This window comes from Mesorhizobium sp. B2-3-13 (assembly GCF_006442195.1).
GTDB classification, from domain to species: domain Bacteria; phylum Pseudomonadota; class Alphaproteobacteria; order Rhizobiales; family Rhizobiaceae; genus Mesorhizobium; species Mesorhizobium salmacidum.
The window spans coordinates 1-18393 of the sequence record NZ_VFVQ01000028.1 but is presented as its reverse complement, the minus strand read 5'-3'; the positions used below and the strand labels follow the sequence as shown (position 1 = coordinate 18393).

The 18393-nt window shown below is 62.1% G+C and carries 15 protein-coding genes; 12 read left to right on the top strand and 3 right to left on the bottom strand.

What is annotated here, in order from left to right; translation table 11 throughout:
* The first annotated feature begins 3 nt into the window (after positions 1-3).
* The 9 genes from tssJ to FJ941_RS25655 are packed head-to-tail and all read left to right on the top strand — an operon-like array spanning position 4 to position 11345.
* Positions 4-456 (top strand): type VI secretion system lipoprotein TssJ, encoded by a 453-nt coding sequence (gene tssJ / locus FJ941_RS25695; RefSeq protein ID WP_140510037.1) that lies wholly within the window; start codon positions 4-6, stop codon positions 454-456.
* Between the two features lie 36 nt (positions 457-492).
* Positions 493-1827, top strand: a complete 1335-nt coding sequence (gene tssK, locus FJ941_RS25690; protein WP_140510035.1) for a type VI secretion system baseplate subunit TssK — start codon at positions 493-495, stop codon at positions 1825-1827.
* Positions 1828-1831: 4 nt separating this feature from the next.
* Positions 1832-3160, top strand: a complete 1329-nt coding sequence (gene tssL / locus FJ941_RS25685; RefSeq protein WP_140510033.1) for a type VI secretion system protein TssL, long form — start codon at positions 1832-1834, stop codon at positions 3158-3160.
* A gap of 1 nt (position 3161) precedes the next feature.
* Positions 3162-6704 (top strand): type VI secretion system membrane subunit TssM, encoded by a 3543-nt coding sequence (tssM, locus tag FJ941_RS25680; RefSeq protein WP_140510030.1) that lies wholly within the window; start codon positions 3162-3164, stop codon positions 6702-6704.
* Positions 6686-7228: a type VI secretion system-associated protein TagF gene (gene tagF, locus FJ941_RS25675; protein WP_140510027.1), complete on the top strand. Its 543-nt coding sequence runs from the start codon at positions 6686-6688 to the stop codon at positions 7226-7228. Before tssM ends, tagF begins: the two co-directional genes overlap by 19 nt.
* Complete coding sequence (locus FJ941_RS25670; protein ID WP_140510024.1) at positions 7228-8325, top strand: DUF2169 domain-containing protein; 1098 nt, start codon at positions 7228-7230, stop codon at positions 8323-8325. The genes tagF and FJ941_RS25670 overlap by 1 nt, the downstream gene beginning before the upstream one ends.
* Entirely contained in the window at positions 8322-9347 is a 1026-nt protein-coding gene (locus FJ941_RS25665; RefSeq protein WP_140510021.1) for a 3-oxoacyl-ACP synthase, read from the top strand. The genes FJ941_RS25670 and FJ941_RS25665 overlap by 4 nt, the downstream gene beginning before the upstream one ends.
* Entirely contained in the window at positions 9344-10411 is a 1068-nt protein-coding gene (locus FJ941_RS29540) for a PAAR-like domain-containing protein (RefSeq protein ID WP_246674002.1), read from the top strand. The genes FJ941_RS25665 and FJ941_RS29540 overlap by 4 nt, the downstream gene beginning before the upstream one ends.
* Before the next feature lie 28 nt (positions 10412-10439).
* A complete protein-coding gene (locus FJ941_RS25655) occupies positions 10440-11345 on the top strand; it encodes a hypothetical protein (RefSeq protein WP_140510019.1) in 906 nt (301 codons plus the stop codon).
* Positions 11346-11400: 55 nt separating this feature from the next.
* Here the strand turns inward: FJ941_RS25655 and FJ941_RS25650 are convergent, their stop codons facing one another.
* From FJ941_RS25650 to tssI, 3 genes are read right to left on the bottom strand one after another with little or no spacing between them, the layout of a single operon-like run.
* Positions 11401-11739, bottom strand: coding sequence for a hypothetical protein (locus FJ941_RS25650; protein ID WP_140510017.1), 339 nt, complete (start codon positions 11737-11739; stop codon positions 11401-11403).
* Complete coding sequence (locus tag FJ941_RS25645; RefSeq protein ID WP_140510015.1) at positions 11739-12164, bottom strand: DUF6484 domain-containing protein; 426 nt, start codon at positions 12162-12164, stop codon at positions 11739-11741. The genes FJ941_RS25650 and FJ941_RS25645 overlap by 1 nt, the downstream gene beginning before the upstream one ends.
* Positions 12165-12173: 9 nt before the next feature.
* Positions 12174-14501 carry a type VI secretion system tip protein TssI/VgrG gene (gene tssI / locus FJ941_RS25640; protein ID WP_140510013.1) on the bottom strand — a complete coding sequence of 776 codons (2328 nt, stop codon included), beginning with the start codon at positions 14499-14501 and terminating at the stop codon, positions 12174-12176.
* A 246-nt stretch (positions 14502-14747) separates the two neighbouring features.
* On the opposite strand from tssI, the gene tagH reads away from it, so the two are divergent.
* The 3 genes from tagH to FJ941_RS25625 form a co-directional block, all read left to right on the top strand.
* The gene (gene tagH / locus FJ941_RS25635; RefSeq protein ID WP_140510011.1) at positions 14748-15827 is read left to right on the top strand and encodes a type VI secretion system-associated FHA domain protein TagH; all 1080 of its coding nucleotides are present in this window, start codon (positions 14748-14750) and stop codon (positions 15825-15827) included.
* A 437-nt stretch (positions 15828-16264) separates the two neighbouring features.
* Complete coding sequence (gene tssL, locus FJ941_RS25630) at positions 16265-17617, top strand: type VI secretion system protein TssL, long form (protein WP_348640757.1); 1353 nt, start codon at positions 16265-16267, stop codon at positions 17615-17617.
* Positions 17618-17637: 20 nt separating this feature from the next.
* Positions 17638-18393 (top strand): type VI secretion protein IcmF/TssM N-terminal domain-containing protein (locus tag FJ941_RS25625; RefSeq protein ID WP_348640761.1); only part of this gene is annotated, 756 nt, incomplete at its 3' end.

Sequence of the window (18393 nt, the reverse complement as noted above, 5' to 3'; positions counted from 1 at the left end):
GACATGATCGACCGACGCGAATTCGTCGTTGCCCTTGGCGCTACGGGGCTGCTGGCGGCTTGCCAGAGCGGCCCGCCGAAACCATCGGTTATCTCGGTCAACGTCACCGGCGGTGCGGGCATGAATCCAGGACCGGGCGGCGGCGACCGGCCGGTGACCGTATTGGTGGTGCGACTTGCCAGCACCGGCAAGTTTAACTCCGCCGACTATTTCGCGCTTCAGGGCGACGCGGGCTCGGCCCTCGGTGCCGACCTCATCGGCTCCGACGCGATCTCGGTTGCGCCTGGCAAGACGGCGGCCAAGACCATCACGGTCGAGCCAAACGCGACGGCGCTCGGCTTCGTGGCGCTCATCCGCGAGCCGGGTGGACGCAACTGGCGCACCACCAAGTCGGTGTCGCCAGGGTCGAAATTCACCATCAACGTCAGCCTCGGCAAGGGCGGCATTTCCGCCTAGCGACAAGGCAGACGGGTGCGTGCAGAAAGTAACGGTATGAGCGATGCAAACAGGGTGCTGTGGTCGGAGGGCCTGTTTCTCAGGACCCAGCACTTCCAGCAGCAGGATCGGTTCTTCGAAGGCATGGTGCGCGGCGCATTGCAGGCCGGCCAGCTTCATACTTTCGGCTTCCAGCACCTGACCCTCGACCAGTCGCTGCTCGACGCCGGTCAGGTCTCGATCGTATCCGCCCGGGGCATCCTCCCGGACGGCACGCCCTTCTCCATCCCGGACCTGATGGACGCGCCGAAGCCGCTGCCGGTCACGGCCGACACCGGCGCCGGGCCGGTGCTGCTTGCACTGCCGCTCGAGCCGCCCGGTGGCGTCGGATACGATCCGGCGCATGCCGCATCGACGGGCGCGCGTTACCACGGCAAAATCGTTTCAGTGCGCGACGCCGTCCAGGGCGGCGCCGATCCCGAAGAGATCGAGATCGCCCGGCCGCATGCGGCCCTGCTTGCGCCCGGCAAATCGGCGGGCGGTTATACCGCCTTGCCGATCGCCCACATAAAAGGTCTGCGCGCCGACGGCGGCGTCTCGCTCGACGAGACGTTCCTGCCGCCGACGCTGGTCACCGGCGCGGTCCATTGGTACCGGCAATTGCTGCAGGAGGTCGTCACCGGCCTCGACCAGATCGCCGAAGCGCATGGCAAGATGGTGATGGGCGGCGCCGGCCGCAGCGTCGAAGACCTCTTGATGCTGCACCTGGCCAATGCCGCTCGCCCCCGGCTTGCCCATATGCTTGCGCAGGATGTCTTTCATCCTGCCGAACTCTATCTCGAACTTGCCGGACTGGCCGGCGAGATGACAACCTACGGCTCGAGCTCGCGGCGGCTCGGCGAATTGCCGGCCTACGACCACATGGCCCCCGGCCCCGCCTATATGGCACTGGCCGACGCCTTGCGTTCGCTCATCCTCAGCCTGCGTTACATCGAACCGAAATCGCGCGCGCTGCCGGTCATGCGGCACGCGACCAATGTCTGGAAGGTGCGCATCGACAACCCTAAGCTCCTCATCGCCAGCCGCATCGTCATCCGTGTTGGATCGGAACTCTCGGACGACGCGCTGCGCAAGATCTTCGTCAACCAGGCGACAGTCGGCGCCGCAGACGAGTTCGAAGGACTTTGGAAGTCGCGCCTGCCCGGAATTCCGCTGAAACCGCTTCATTCGCAACCACGCGAGATTCCCTATGATGGTGACCGGCTGTGCCTGGAGCTCGACCAGAAGAGCGAGCATTGGGCCTCCTTGCTCGACGCCCCGGGATTCGTCATCGGCGTTTCCGGTGTCCTGGAGAGCGAGCCGCAGGTCGACTGCTATTCGGTGAACAGGTGAGGCCATGAGCCGGGATGATCCTTTCGGACTGTCGGAGGATCGCGAGCGCACACGCATCCGGCTGACCGGCGCTGCACCCCGGCCGATGGCGCCGTTGGCGCCGGGCGCGCCGGTCAAACGGGCGCGCGCTCATCCCAACCCGCTCATCAACATCTTCGCGCCATTGCTCGAATTCGCGCCCGAGCTCGAAAGCGCACTGGCGCCGGAGAACCCGGAAGCAATGCGCACGCGCCTGCTCGACGAGTTGGTTCAGGCGCGCGACGCCGCGATGGCAGCGGGCTCCTCGCTGGAACGCGCCGACCAGGCAGCATGGGCCGTGGCGGCGTTGCTCGACGACCTGGCACTCAACACGCCATGGGGCGGCGCCAGCGCCTGGCCGCGCCAGCCGCTCGTGGTCATGCTACGCGGCGACGTTGATGCCGGGACCCAGTTTTTCACCCGCCTTGACGAGCTGGAGCGCCATCCCAACCGCGACCGCGAAATGCTGGAGCTTCAGTATTACTGTCTGGCGCTCGGCTTCCGCGGCAAGTATCGGGTGCCCGGCCGCGCCGGCGACCGCTCGCTCAATGCCGTGCGTGTGGCAGCCGCGCGCTTCCTGCGCGATGCGGACGCCGAGAACGCACCGCTGTCGCCGAACTGGAAAGGCGTGATCGCGTCCGACGAGCCGCAGCGCTTCATCGTCCCGATCTGGGTGATGGCACTTGCCGCAATTGTCGCCGCCGCCGCCGCTTACATCGGTCTATCGGTGAGCTTGAGCAGCCAGGCGATTGAACTCTCCGCGCTCGTGCGCACGCTGCCGCCGGCCTCCCGCGGCGACGTCGCTCGCGCCGCGCCCAAGCAAGATGCTCCTGAACCCGAGGCACCGCAGCCGGTCGATTTCGCGCTGTTGCCCGCGTTCAAGGCCGAAGCGCCAGCCAGCCTCAAGGGCGCGCTCAGCGGCACCGAGAGCGTCTCGCTGGCCAAGCTGATCATCCAGTCTTCCAACCCCGAGCTGTTCCAGTCCTCGCGGCCGACGCTGTCGCAAGGGTACGAGCCGCTGATCGCCTCGATCGCCAAAGTGATCCTCGCCAATCAGGAGCTGATCGGAAACATCACGATCATCGGCCATACCGACAATGTGCGCCTGCAACGGTCCAACCCGCTCGCGAGCAACCAGCGGCTCTCGGAGGCGCGCGCCCAGACCATAGCGGACCTCCTGGTTCAGGCTGGCGTGCCACAGGAGCACATCCATTCCGAAGGGCGCGCCGAGACCGATCCTGTGGCCGACAACGCGACGCGCGAGGGCCGTGCGCTCAACCGGCGCGTTGAGGTCCTGGTCGAGAAGAGACTCTGAGATGTTCATCCTGCGCTTCCTCTGGGCCGTCATCACCTCGCGATTCCTGTGGACGCTGATTGGCATCGCGCTGCTTTCGCTCTTGATCTGGGTGTTCGGCCCGATCGTAAAGGTCGGTCCTTACGCGCCATTCGAATCCGAGAATGTGCGCATCGCCATGATCGCGGGGCTGATCATCCTGTGGCTGATCTGGCTGATCGTCGCGCAGCGGCGTGCCATCCGCGCTAACCGCATGTTCGTCGCGGAGATCGCAGCACCCGTGGCCGAAAAACAACTCACCCCCGGCGAGGAGAGCGTCGCGGCCGTCGGCGCCAAGTTCCGCGAGGTGATGGCCGAGCTCAAGCGGCGCAAGCTCGGCGGCAGAAAATTCCTGCGCGAGATGCCGTGGTATGTAATCGTTGGGCCGCCAGCCACCGGCAAGACCACGGCATTGCGCCAATCGGGCCTCAATTTCCCGATCGACCTCACCGATGATTTGCAGGGCGTCGGCGGCACGCGCAATTGTGACTGGTTCTTCTCCGAAAACGCGGTGCTGATCGACACTGCGGGCCGCTACGTCCAGCAGGAGAGCCAGCCGGATGTCGACGCTGCGGAATGGCTGGGTTTCCTTGACCTTTTGAAAAAGCACCGCGGCCGCCGCGCGCTCAACGGCGTCATTGTCGCGCTGTCGATCGATGCGTTGTCGGAGGGCGACGAAGCGATCAAGGCGCACGGCCGCAAGATCCGCCGTCGACTGGCGGAGCTGAACGAACGACTGGAGATCCGTCTGCCTGTCTACATGATGCTGACCAAGGCAGACCTGATCAAAGGCTTCGAAGCCTTCTTCGGCGGCTTGTCGACGACGGCGCGCGAGCAGGTGTGGGGAACGACTTTTCCCCTCGACGCCCGCGTCAACGCCGGCACGATCCAAGCGGAGCTAGCCAGGCTTGCCGCGGAGCTTGAGCGGCGGCTGGTGCCACGCCTGGAAGACGAAGACAAGCTCGGCCAGCGCGCCGAGATCTTCCGCTTTCCGGCGCAGCTGGCGAGCCTTGGCGAGCCGATCAAGACATTGATCGAGGCGATGTTCGGCGAAAGCCGCTACGAGGAAGCCGCCTGGTTGCGTGGCCTTTATCTGACGTCGGCGACACAGGAAGGCGCTCCCATTGACCGGCTGACCGCGGCGCTATCATCCTCCTTCGGGCTGCCACCGCGCCGCGCCATGCCGGCGTCGCGTGTCGAGAAGCGCAGCTTTTTCCTCAGGAACCTTCTCACCGAAGTGATCTTCAAGGAGGCCGGCCTTGGTACGTTCGATCCGCTGGCGCAGCGTCGCCGCGCCTGGATCTGGCGCGGGGCTGCCGTCGCCTGTGCGCTCGCGGCTTTGCTGGCCGGCGGCCTGTTCACCTGGTCTTACCTCGACAACCGCAATGCGATCGTCGAACAGGCCAGCCAGTTCGAAGCCCTGCAGGGGCCGCTCACCGAGGTCGCAGCCATGCCGGCCGAGGTCGAGCAGCCGACCATGGACGGTGCGCTAGCTGCCATGGACGCCGTGGCGACGGCGCGCACCGCCCCGCCGGACGCTGTCCATAACCTGCTCGGGCCGACTGCTTCGGCGGAGTTGGCGCGCGCGCAGACCGATACCTACGACCATGCGCTGCGCAACGTGCTCGAGCCGCACATGGTCGCCCTGCTCGAAGCCACGATGTGGCGGCAGATCCGCGATCCGGACTTCATGCTCGGCGCGCTGAAGACCTACCGGATGATGACCGGCCTGTCGCAGATGGACACCGATTTCGTCCAAAACTGGTGGGTGAACAGTCTGCCGCAATTCGCGCCGGCTCCGCCCTTCCCCACCGCCGACGCCGAACAGCACCAGCTCGCTGCGATCCGCCGCATGGCCATCGACGACAGCTACATCGCCGCGGACAAGCAACTGGTCGGCGAGGCGCTGAAGACCGTGTGCACGATCTCCCTGCCCGAGCGCGCCTACAGGCAGCTCCTGGCCGACCCGGAAGTAGCAGCCGTCAAGGAATGGGTGCCGGCCAATTTCGCCGGGCCGAACGGCGCCAAAGTGTTCGCGCGCCGCTCCGACAAGACGTTGCGCGTTGGTGTTCCCGGGCCCTATACCTATGCCGGCTTCCACGACGCGATCCTCGATCGGGTCGAGGATGTCGCGGGACAGGCGGCCCTCGATCGCGCGGTGTTTGCCGGCGGCTGCGCGGAGAATTCCGAGACATCGGTTTCAGCACTCTCGCAGGACATCTTGAAGCTCTACTATGACGACTATATCGCGCAGTGGGACTCTTTCCTGCGTGACATGCGGCTTGCGCCGCTTACCGATCTCAACATCGCCAGTGAGAACCTCAAGGATCTTTCAAGCGCCGACTCCGCGCTGAAGCGCCTGTTGACGGCAGTCGTGCAGGAGACCGACCTCACCCGCTCCGACGATGCGCCGGCCGGCGACAAAAGTGGCGCTGCCGCCAGCACCGGCTCGAAGCTCTTCAGCAAGCTCGGCAAGCTGGGCAAGGTCGTGACCACAGGCGCGAAGCTCCTGCCGCGCGCCGGATCCGCCAGCCACGTGGACATGACCGGCAGCCTCGTTGCCGAGCATTTCAAGCCGCTCAAAGGCACCATCGCCCAGGTCGACGGCCAGCCGCCAGCGCTCGACGCGGCGATAGTGGCGCTGACGGCGCTGTCGAATGTGCTGCAAACGGTCACCGCCAATCCGAACCCGCAGGATGCGATTAAGAAGCAGGGCGGCCTTGCCGAACTGACAGGCGCGGTCGCCAGGCAGGCGCAGATCCTGCCCTCGCCGATCAACGACTGGCTCGGCGGCATTGCCGGCGACACCAGCGGCCTGTCGCAGAAGGCCGTGACCAACGAGCTCAACGCCATCTGGCGGGCCGACATACTCCCCTTCTGCCAGGCGGCGCTCAACAACCGCTATCCATTCAGCGCCGACAGCGCGGTCGACGTCAATGTGCGCGACTTTCAGCGTCTGTTCGGACCCACTGGCATGATCGATGCGTTCATCAACGACCACCTGATCAACTATGTCGACACCGCCAGCGAACCATGGAAATGGCGGGCCGATTTCGGCCTCGACCCGGCGGCGCTCGCAGCGTTCGAGCAGGCCAGGCATATCCGCGACGACCTGTTTCCAGGCGGCACTGGCCCGGTGATGAACTTCACGCTGGAACCCAAGGACCTCTCACCCAACGTGGCGCGGGTCACGCTCAACCTTGATGGCCAGAATCTTGTCTACTACAACAACGCGACGAGGCCGCAGCCGATGACGTGGCCCGGCAAGGATGGCACCGGCGTGATCTCGCTCGCCTTTCAGCCGGTCGACGGCTCGCCCGAAGTGATGCTCAACGAGACCGGCAGCTGGGCCTGGCTCAGAATGCTGCGCGGCGGCCGCTTTGCCGCGAACAAGCTCACCGACGTCTACAGCCTGAGGCTCGGCACCAAGGGGATGTGGGCCGATTTCGAGCTCAAGGCCGCCAGCGTCGAGAACCCATATACGCTCGAGATGTTCAAGAAATTCACATGTCCGCCGCAGATCTGATCCAGCCCGGCTTCTACGGCAAGATGCCCGCCACCGGCGATTTCGTGACGCGGCGGCTGCCGGCGGATTTCGTGCGCGCATGGGACCGCTGGCTGGCGCAGCACATCGTGCCGCTGTTCGGGATGGAAACCTGGTCCCAGGGCATGGCGTTGCGTTTCCTCGCTGGCCCGATCTCCTTCGGCCCATCGATGGGCGTCATTGTGCAGAGCGCCGACCGGGTCGGAAGGCAGTTCCCGCTCAGCGTTGTCGCGCGCCTGTCAGAGGCACCTCTCACGCTTGCTTATGCCGATGCATGGTTCGATGGCGTCGAAACTGCCGCGTTCGCCGCACAGCGGGGTGAGCTGGCGCCGGACGAACTGGATGCCGCGTTGTCCGCCCTGCCGGTGCCGAGTGTCGAACCCGATGAAGATGCCGTTGACGACCTGGTCGCCTGGACCGCGCGTTCGGATATTTTCGATGTCGATCCGCAGGCGCCGCAGCCGACCTTGGAGCAGATCTTCGCCGCAAGCTGGGAGACCAGTTGATGCAGATCTGGAACCAGATGGGCTATCCGCATCAGTTTACCATGGGGATGGATAAGGCCGGCCACGAATGGATCGTCGTTGTGGTAAAGGGCACGTTCGATTTTCCGGCGAAGCCTGGTGACCTAGTTCAAAGATCGGCAGAGCAGGTTCCGCTAGCCATGGCCGACACGCAGACCGGTGTGCCCGGCTATTCAGCAACGCTCTGGGAGACCGATTTTGCTTTCCGCAAACCCCGCTGCGATGTGGTCGCCAATGGCTTTGCCTATGCACCCGGGGGACGGCCGGCAGAACGCGTGCGGGTCGGCGTCAAGGTCGGCAACTGGTCAAAACTGTTTGAAGTTGTTGGGCACCGCGAATGGCGTTCGATCGGCCCGGTGTTCAGCTCGACGGCGCCGCAGCCCTTCCTGAAACTACCAATCTCCTATGACGTTGCGTGGGGCGGTGTCGACCGGCTGGACCCTGAAGACAAGCTCCCCGCCAGCCACAAATACAACCCCGTCGGCACCGGCTGGTCGCGCACCAGGAACCAGCGCCTCATCCCAGGCTTGCGACTGCCAAACACCCAAGCCGTCGGGGAAGAAATCCGCTCACCCTTCGGCGACTACAAGCCGATGAGCTTCGGGCCGATGGGCCGCGGCTGGCCTGGCCGCATCGAGTTTGGCGGCACCTATGACGACAACTGGACGAAGAACATCTTTCCGTTCCTGCCGCCGGACTTCGACGAACGTTATTTCCAGATGGCGCCTGAGGACCAGCAGATCGACCATCCAAAAGGCGGCGAGGAGGTGGCTCTGGTAAACCTCACGCCCGATGGGCCTATAAGCTTTCGGCTGCCGGCAACCGCATTGCCAATCACCTTGTTCAAAGGTAGGCAAAAGGCCTACGAAGCCGATATTTTTCCAGACACCCTCCTCCTTGACCCCGAGAGGCGCCGCTTCTCATTAGTCTGGCGCGCCTCACAGCGGATCCAGCGGACCATCCTCGATTTCTCCGAGTGCTGGGTCGGTCCGCCGACGCCGGCAATGCTGAGGGCACGCGCGACAGGCCGCACCTATATCCGCGCCAACGGCACCGCGCCGGAGGAGGAGGAAGCATGACCTCGCCGGTCGAGATCGTTGCGGTTGGTATGGTCACGGCCGTTGGCCTCGACGCGCCCTCAGCTTGCGCAGCAATACGCGCTAGGCTCGATGGCTTCCAGGAGACCCGTTTCGTTGGCTCACCTGCGGGTTGGCTTACGGGTGCGCCGGTACCGCTGCCACGAAACTGGATCGGCGAGAAACGAATGGCTCATCTGGCAGCCGGAGCGATATCGGAAGCCTTCGAAAATCATCCGCAAGTGCGAGGGCAGACGGCGCTCATCCTCTGCCTGCCAGAGGAGGATAGGCCTGGCCGCCCGGTTAGGGACAATCTCGCGCTGCTCCGCCTGATCAGCAAGATCGTTGAAATCGAACCTCATCTGCGCTCTCGTATCGTGTCTTATGGTCGTCCTTCCGGACATGTGGCGTTCGATCAGGCGCGCAGACTAATTGGATCTGGCGAAGCTCCCTATGTCATGATTGTAGGTGTCGACAGCTATCTGACCGGACCAACGATTTCTCACTACCTCGGCAAGGGACGGTTGCTGACGGCGGATAATTCCAACGGCTTCATTCCAGGCGAAGCTGCTGCGGCCATTCTCTGCACCCGAGCGCAAGGTAACGGTTTCAGACTCTTCGGTCTCGGTCTTTCGCGCGAGGAGGCTTCTATTTACAACGACCAGGATTTACCATTGCGCGCCGATGGCATGGCGGCTGCTTACGATGCAGCGTTCCGCGAAACCGGGATTGACATGAACCGGCTCGGTTATCGCATCGCCGACCTGATTGGCGAGCAATACTGGTTCAAGCAGACCGCGCTTGCTTCGATCCGCCTGTTGCGAGGGCGCCATGAGTTCCAGGACCTATGGTCGCCCGCGGAGTCTCTGGGCAACATTGGCGCCGCAGCCGTTCCAATTATGGTCGGCATGGCGTGGACCGCAGTCGGCAAAGGATATGCCGCTGGCAATCCGGTTCTCATCGAGGCGTCCTCCGACGCAGGTGCGTGCGGCGCCGCTGTGTTTGGTTACGGAACGAGGGCATGACCGTCTACGCCAATGGCCTTGAGGTTGCGTGCAAAGCGCAGGCCAACCAAGTCATCGCGGCCTTTCCTTACGTCTGCTTCACGCCGCCACAAACTCCGGCAACACCGCCCGGAGTTCCGGTTCCCTATCCAACGTTTGGAATGGACAGTGACACAGACAACGGAACCGGCACAGTCAAGATTGGTGGAAAGACTGTCACGCAGAAAAACAAATCCTACTACACCAGATGTAGTGGCAACGAGGCTGGCTGCGCGCCCAAGAAGAACATCATCACCTCGGTAAATACAGGCAAGGAATACGCCCACGCCTGGTCCGGCGATGTCAAGATGGATGGCGAGCCAATCAGTCGTTTCACTGACATTTCATCGAACGATCACGCCTCCCCTACAGCGGGCGGACCTCCAATGCCCAAAGTGGCCACTGCCACGCCGGCAACCTTCAAATGCTCCGATCTCGAGGTAAAGCCGTATAAGGAACTGGAATGCCCGGAAGGCTACGAAAAGGAGCATACCGTCGAGGTCCAGTTCTTCACCGCCGAAGGCGTGCGCGACCTCACCTTGGACTGCTGCAAGGACTACGACGACAAGGAGGCGCCATGTATTTGCATGAAGGCGAAATGGCTGGCAGGCGAAGCCGCCAAGGCAAAGGCGGCAGGCGCGCCCGGCAAAAAGGTAGTTGGTAAGAAGCGTAAAACTCCGCACAACCTAAAGTCGGCGGATGCCCGTAACTGGCTGAGCAACAATTCCTCCGGCAAGCTCGGCGATTTTACAGACACCTGCGTGAACAGCACGGTCAAGAATTTGGATGATCCGAAAATTCCGCTTGCCGTGCAGGCCGCTGCCACAGAGTGCCTCAAGACAGCCAATATGGAATACATGAAGAAAGCCATGAACAAATCCGAGAAGGAGGTGAAGGACAAGAAGGCCTGCCACGCGACATGTCCCAAAGCGAAGGATCAGGCTCGACTCGTGCAAGTCGCAAAAAAACGCTTGAGAAAAGCAGCGGGAGGAGAGCCCATCGTCGTGACAGCCGCAGATGTCGCTCCCTCCAAGGTTTCTTGTTAGCCGACAAAAACGCAAGAGGATGAAGCGGATGAAGATGGACAAGGAAGACCTCGAGGGATTCGCAACCGATCCGGATACTGACATCGAGTGCCTGCAGATTGCACCGTTGAGCGGCGGCAAAGTGGCGATCCTGTTTCTGCTCAGCGACGCCGACTACGTCACCACTGTCTCAGTGATCTTTGTCGTCGAAAATTTCGACCCTAAGAAAGCTCGTGGGGTCCTTGTGACTTCTGAATGGCTCATGGCGCTCTCAGCCGCGCCTTCAGGCGAGTTGTTCGCGCTTGAAGCCACCACCTGGATCTGGAGATACGGCGGTACGACTTGGACGCGTGATAAGGCCAGCGACAAAAGCCTCAGGCAGGTCTGGGCAGAGGATAACGGAGGGCCGATTACGGTTGGATCGGACGGGGTGGCTTATCGCTTGGTTGGCTCGCAGTGGCAGTCAATCACGCCCCTCCAAACTAATGAATACCTGGATATTCATGGGCATCCTAAGCAGGGCATCTATGCCTGCGGTGAGATGGGCACTCTTCACCGTCTGATTGGAACAGGCTGGCAGTCCCTGGAAACGCATCGGCACGATCGGCTGCGTGGTATCGACGTCGCGCCGGACGGCAAGATCAGGGTTGCCGGCGATGACAGCGTCTGCCTTCGAATTGCAAATGATGAAGTGACCGAGATGTCCGCCGCCGCCGACATGACATATCTCTCCGTGCGAAGCTTCAATGGCAGAGCCTACTGGGGCGATGAGGCCGGGCTCAATATCGAAACGGCCGACGCGCTTCAGCCGTTCGAGGACACCGGCATTGCTTCAGATCTCCGCACTGATGGCGAGTTCCTGTACGTCGCCGGCATCGACACCGCGTGGCGGTTTGATGGCCGAAGATGGAAGACGCTTACACTCGTCTATGATGACGGCCTTCGACTTATCTGACAGTACTCAGTTGGTCGCTCGCCCCATCCACCGACAAGTTCGGAAGGTGTTGTGGTCATGAACGGCTGTTCTGCGACAGATATGCCCGAACCTTGGCAAGGTCGAGTTCGGCAATGCGTTTCGGCGCGCCGTCGATCAACATGCGCAAGACGAACATTTCTCCGGGTTCGGGATACTCGGCGTAGAGGGCCTCCGCAATTTCCCGTCCCGCGTCGCCGGCGACCCGAAGGCCATCGAGATGAGCATCCAGCCTTTCAACGAGGCGCTCGAGCCGCTCCTCGTCCATATCGGGATTCTCGTCGGGATTCAGCAAATGATGGTCATAGACCGTCCAAAGAAACGCCGCCATTTCCGCGTGCTGCCGCACAATCTCGCGCAGGATAACGTTGGGCATCAGTTCAAGTTCACCGATGCCCCACGAATACGGTTCGTAGCGCTGGCATGGCTCGTCACGTAAGTGCCGCGGATCGTGATGCGTCCGTCCTTTTCCATGATGATTGTGGCCTTGCCGCAGCGAAATTCAATTCGCTCGTTCGCATTGATCCGCACACATTCTCCGTCTCGAACGACGTGCGGTGCATTGGACTTGTGCGCCGGGTCAACGATGCGCCCGACAATCAGTGGCCGACCTGGGTCGCCGTCCTGAAAGAGCAGTGCCACTTCGGCGCCGATCATGCCTGAAGTCAATTCCGTGAGGCTTCGCGCTGAAACGGCAGTTTCCATTGGATTGCCGGGAAAAACCACAAGAGGTAATTCCTCGCCGAAACCCAAGAAAATACCGATCACAACGCCATCGATCCGTTCTTTTGTCACCGCCATGGCGCGCCCTCAGTTCTGCTTTATCTCCGAGCCCTTCATTGTAATGTCGCTCGAGGCTTTCACGTTGATCTTGCCGGACCCCTTGATGGAGATGTCCTTGCCTTCGATGGTGATAGTCCCGTCTTTCTTCATCGTGATTGTCGCGGACCCGCATTTAAGCGCTATCGAATCGCCGGCCTCAAGCAGAAACGTTTTGCCCACATTTACGGTCGTATCCTCGCCGACGCGGGTCATGCTGCCTTTAGCGATCTTGATTTCGTGAGCCGCGCCAATCTCGGTTACGTCATTGTTGGCGATCTTGGTGTTGCGGTCCTTGCCTATTTGAGAAGCCTGGCTGCTGGCGATCGCGAAGCTTTGGTCCGCTCCCACCTGGACGCTCTGGCTGGCACCAATATTCCAACTATCGGAAGCCCCGATGTCGTGGCTCTGCGTGGTGCCAACCGTGACCGACCGCGAAGCCCCAATAGTGTTCGTCTGTGCCGCGCCGACGCTGCGTGTCTCGGTGGCGCCCACCGTGTCGATGCGCGCCGCCCCCACGGTCACCGTCTGCACCAGTCCGACCGCCTGAGAATGACTGGCGTCGATGTTCTCCGTCGAGTTGGCTATGACGTGGATCGTCTCGTTGGCGCCGACGATCAGCGAGCGATTCGCGCCTACCGTCTCGGTGTCGTTGCTGCCGATATTGGTCGTTTGATTGACGCCAATCTTGACTGTCTTGTTATTCCCGACGTCTTCGTCGAGGTTGTGGCCGACGGAGTGCTTGGCGTCGTGGTCGATGCGGTCGGACTGGTCGTGCTGCACGGTCTTGTTGCGATCATGCTTGATCAGCAAATGGTGATCTTTCTGCGCCTGGAAGTTGACCAGCTCGGAACCGGCCTTATCGTCGAACATCAACTCGTTGTAGCCACCGCCACCTTTTGACGAATTCGACTTCCAGCCCGATTGCGTCGCGTTGCCCGGCAGCCCGTAAGGCGGCATCTCGGCGGCATTGTAGACCCGGCCGGTGATGATCGGCAGGTCCGGATCGCCCTCGATGAAATCAACGATGACCTCCTGGCCGATACGTGGGATCTGGATGAACCCCCAGCCGCTACCGGCCCAGGTCTGCGACACGCGCACGAAACAGGACGAGTTCTGGTCCTTCTTGCCGAGGCGGTCCCAATGGAATTGTACCTTCACACGCGCGTATTTGTCGGTGAAGATTTCCTCGCCCGACGGGCCGACGACGGTCGCTGTCTGCGGGCCGCGCATGATCGGACGCGGCGTGATGCGCGGCGGCCGGTAGGGCAATTTGGTGGGCGCCACGCCAAGCACCACCTTGAAATTCTCGTTGTGGGCCTCGTTCTGGGTCCGATAGCCTGGATCGAAGAGCCGGTATTCGGCGCTTGTAACCAGATATTCAGCATTTTGGTCGTCGCGCGGAAAGCTTTCGAGCGTGAATTTGCAGCCTGAAAAGAGGCCGCGCACGGTGCCCACCGCCGTACTGTGCTGGTGCACCGCCTGAAGTTCCTCGCGGCGGATACCCGCAATCTTATCGCCCCGCCCGACATCGAGATGCGCGCCGGGCTGGCGATAGTTTTCGCCCGAGGCTTCCTTGTGGCTGAACGGCTGGGCGGATTTCGCCATCAGATCGGCGCCTGGCTTCTCGAAATCATAGTCGGTATGGGCATAGGCGCCTGGCCGCACCGCACTGCCCGGGATCCATTCGGTAATGTATTCGACATCGCGCCGCGAGCCGTGCCCTTCGAAATTATAGAGCACCTTTTCATAGCCTGGCGCCGGCTTCAGCTTGCTCATCGCATCGCACAGGACCAGCGTGTGCTTGCCCTCGTCATGCTCGAAGAAATAGAAGATGCCTTCGTGCTCGAGCAGCCGCTGCACGAAATCGAGATCGCTCTCATCATACTGCACGCAATATTCGCGCGAGGGATAAGACCCCTGCAGCCGCTTTTCGAATTTGGCGATGCTGTATTTGGAGAATATCTTTTCGATGATCTCGACCGCGGTCATGTTCTGGAAAATGCGGCAGTCCGTGGTATCGCCGAGGAACCAGAGCCACGGCCTGACGGTTGCCTCGTAGAACGCCAGCCGGTCCTCGATGCGGGTTAGCTTGAAATCCGAGACCAGGCCGCTGAACCAGCGCTTTGGATCCGATTCGCCTTCGACCGAAACGAGGCCGCCCAGCATCCTCAGCGGATCGATGTCACGGCTCTTGCTGACGAACCCGACAGTATAGGCGAAAGATCGGCTGATCTCGTCACGACCGACAAGATGGGTAAAGGTCAGCACATCGGCGCCAACCGGCGTCTGCACAACCGTGGCACGTTCGTTCGGCATGGGTCGTGCCCCTCCTGGACGCCGCCCTCAGTGTGATGGATTGAAGCCCCCGCCCTGCAAACTGCATCACGTTCGGGAAGTTTTCGAATTCACCGCACCGGACCATTGCAAGCCTAGCATATGTTTTCTGGCGGCCAAACAAAAGCAATGGCTAACCGTAGAGTGCATTCATGTTAAACGCACCTCTCCCACCGCGCTGGCAAGCTGCTAGAATACCTTGGATTTCAGCGTTGACAGTGGCCTCGAATGTTCATTTCGCTCCAGATCAGCAATGTCGACAGGCTGCCGCCAGGGGTCGCGACGAGCTATGCCGCGCGCGACCGCAGCTTTGAAATCGGGCGCGAAAGTTGCGACTGGACACTCTCGGACCCCGACAAAATCATCTCGGGCCGGCATTGCGAAGTCCGCTATCAGACGGGCTCGTTCTGGCTTTATGACCTCTCGCGCAACGGCACTTTCGTCAACGGCTCCAGCCAGCGCATCAATGCGCCGCATCGACTGACCCGAGGCGACCGGCTGCTGATCGGCCGCTATGTCATCACCGTTTCGATCGATGAAGAGCGCGGCGCCACCGGTCATGCGCAAGCAAGGACCGGTTCGACGCAACGCGAGTTGTCGCGCTCGAGGGGAAGGCCGGTTGAACTCGGCAGTACACCATTCCTCAATCCGGGGCAGCAGCGACCGGGCGAGGCAGCGCCCATCTCGACGCCTTCGGCGCCGCTGCCCAGCCCGGCTGTCCCAGCCAAGCAGCCGGCGGATGCGGTCGGAATACTTCGCGACATCGCCTTGGCGGCCGGTCTGTCGCCGGAGCTGTTGTCGTCACGCGACCCGCATGACGTCGCGACCGAGATCGGCGGGGTCTTGCGAACCACGGTCGAGCAACTGTCCCTCCTGCTCAAGGCGCGCGCGGCGGCCAAGGTGCTCGCCAAGAGCGCGCACCGCACGATGATCGGCGCCGAGGACAACAACCCGCTGAAATTCGTGCCGGGGACCGACGACATGCTGGAGATCATGTTTGCCAAGCGCCGGGCAGGCTATCTCGATGCCAAACGTAGCATCGAGGACGCGTTCGGCGACCTGAAGACCCACGAAATCGCAACCTACGCCGCCATGCAGGCCGCACTCGCGAGGCTGCTCGACGACCTGTCGCCGGAGGCGATTGCCAAAAAGATCCCGCCTGCCTCCTTTTCATCCAGGAAAAGCCAAGCCTGGGATGCGCTCGTCGCTACGTGGCGCACGATGGAGGACAAGCATGAAAACGGCATGCTGGATGTCTTCCTCGCCTATTTCGCTGAAGCCTATGCCAGGGCCTGTAAGCAGAAATAGCCGTACTCGCCAAATCTCGTTAGCACCGCTCTTACGGGCTCTATTACGAGCCCCATAGAAGAGGCCGCTTGCTTGATCAGCCCGCTTTCCGATTTCAATCGGCTGCCTGTGCGACTAGAATACACACGGGCGCTTGCCAAGGCTGGCAGAGCGGCGCGGCTTGGGGCGTGTGCAGGAATGTCATGTTTCGGCAAGATCAGGCTTTCCACGCGGCTCGCTGCTGATCCTGACCCTTGCGCGCCGCTTTCCCCTCCCGTGAAAGATGTTCGTTGCACCTCGACGGTGGTGCGCCGATGAGCTCGAAGGACGATTCCTCCGAGCCTCCGGACAAAACCGTCATCCGCGCGCCACGGCCAAGGCAAAAGCGGCTTTTGGCCCCCGGTCGTTCCGGTGCGCCAAGCGTGCCCCCTCTTCCATCACCCGCCAGGGAATCGACGGTGTTCGACCCCGGCGTCGGCCGGCAGACGCCCCCCGGCTGGTCGTCCCGAACCGTGGTCATTCAGGACGACGAAGCGGTGCCTGCAAGGGCACCGGCGTTGCAGCAGGATGTCTTGCTCAACGCCACCGTCGGCGTGAAGTATGCCGCGGCCAATCCTATCCTTGCCGCCGCAGCCCCCTTGCTCATGCTTTTCGGCCAGTTGCGGTTGATACCGGTCGAATGGCAAGCGGCCGCTCTGGCGGAGCATACCGCAGACGTTATCGAGAGGTTCGAGCGTACCACCGCCAAAGCCGGAATTGGGGAAGAAGACGCGCGGATCGCAAAGTTTGCACTTTGCGAAACTGCCGACGATCTCATCGGCAACCTACCCTGGCCGGAAAAGCAAAGCTGGGCTCAGCACAGTATGGTGGTGAGGTTCTTCCACACGCAGTCCACAGGTGCGGGCTTTTACGAAGCGCTGAACAATATCCTCACCAAGCCTGAAGCGCATTGCGACCTGCTCGAATTGATGCATGCCTGCCTGTCCCTGGGATTCCAGGGCCAGTATCGGGGGTTGCCGCGTGAACGCAACGCGCTGGAGCGCGTCCGGCACGACGTCTACGACACATTGCGCTATTTCCGGCCGCGTGCCGCCGAAGACATTTCGCCGCGGTGGCAAGGCATGGCGGCGGCGCTGGCCAGGCCAGGAGTGCGGCTGCCGCTGTGGGCTATCGCAGCCGCCGCGGCGACCCTGGTGACGGCGGCCTTTTTCTGGCTAAGGATATTGATCACCAATGAAGGCGATGTAACGGCCGGCGAGTTGCTGGCGCTCAATCCTTCCACCCCGGTTACCATTGAACGCGCCAGCGTGGCGGCACCCAGCGAACCGGTGCAAGCCAACCCGCCACCACCTCCTGCGAACACCACGCAGATCGACCGCATCCGAAAGGCACTCGCCAAGGAGGTCGCCGGCGGCGGACTGAGCGTCGGCACGAAGGGCGACTTCATCGTTGTCGAGATCAGCAACCAGCTTTTGTTCGTATCAGGCCAGGCCGAGTCGACGGCACAATTCCAGCCCATCGCGGCGGACATTGCCACGGCGCTCGATGCCGAACCCGGACCGATCAAGATCGTCGGCCATACCGACAATGTGAAGCCAAAGAAGTCGAGCCCGTTCAAGTCGAATTTCGATCTTTCCGTGGCGCGCGCAAAAGCGCTGCAGGCCCTGATGGCCAAGCAGTTGAAGGACACATCGCGCCTGAGCGTCGATGGCAAGGGCGAAGACGAACCCATCGCCGACAATGCGACGGCTGAAGGGCGCGCCAAGAACCGCCGCGTCGACGTGATAATCCCAAAGGAGGACGCGTTGTGAGCGGGCGCGGCCAGGAGCGGCTGGTCGGCTGGGTGCTGCCGATCTTCAGCGTGCTTGCCTTGGCCGGCTACTCGGCCGCCATCTGGTATGCCGGACCCCTGATCCGCTTCGCCGATACCCGCCCGCTTGGGTCCGTGTGGCTCAGGGCGGTGATCATCGGTGCGACCATGGCGGCGCTTGCACTGTTCTACGGCATTCGCTTCTGGCAAAGGCGCAAGGCGCAAAAGGCACTCGAAACGGCCATCGTGCGCAGCGACGAGCGGAGCGACGACTCACAGGTGCTCGAAGCACGCATGAGTGAAGCCATCGCAACGCTGAGGCGGACGAGCCGTAAGCGCAACTTCCTTTATGATATTCCCTGGTACATCATCATCGGGCCGCCAGGCGCCGGCAAGACGACGGCGCTGGTCAATTCCGGGCTGAAGTTTCCGCTTGCGGGCTTCGGCAATGCCCAGCCGGTGGCCGGCGTCGGCGGCACACGGTTATGCGACTGGTGGTTTACCGACGAAGCGGTGCTGATCGACACGGCCGGCCGCTACACGACGCAGGAATCGGACCGCGAGCGCGACAAGGCAAGCTGGCTTGCATTCCTGCGACTACTCAAGAAAAGCCGCGTCAAGCAACCGATCAACGGCGTGATCCTCGCCATCAGCCTCGCCGATCTTATCAGCCTCGACGACCAGCAGATCGAGCCGCATATCACCGAGATAAGAAGCCGCCTGCGCGAATTGCACGAGACGCTGAAGGTCCAGTTTCCCGTCTATCTGCTTTTCACC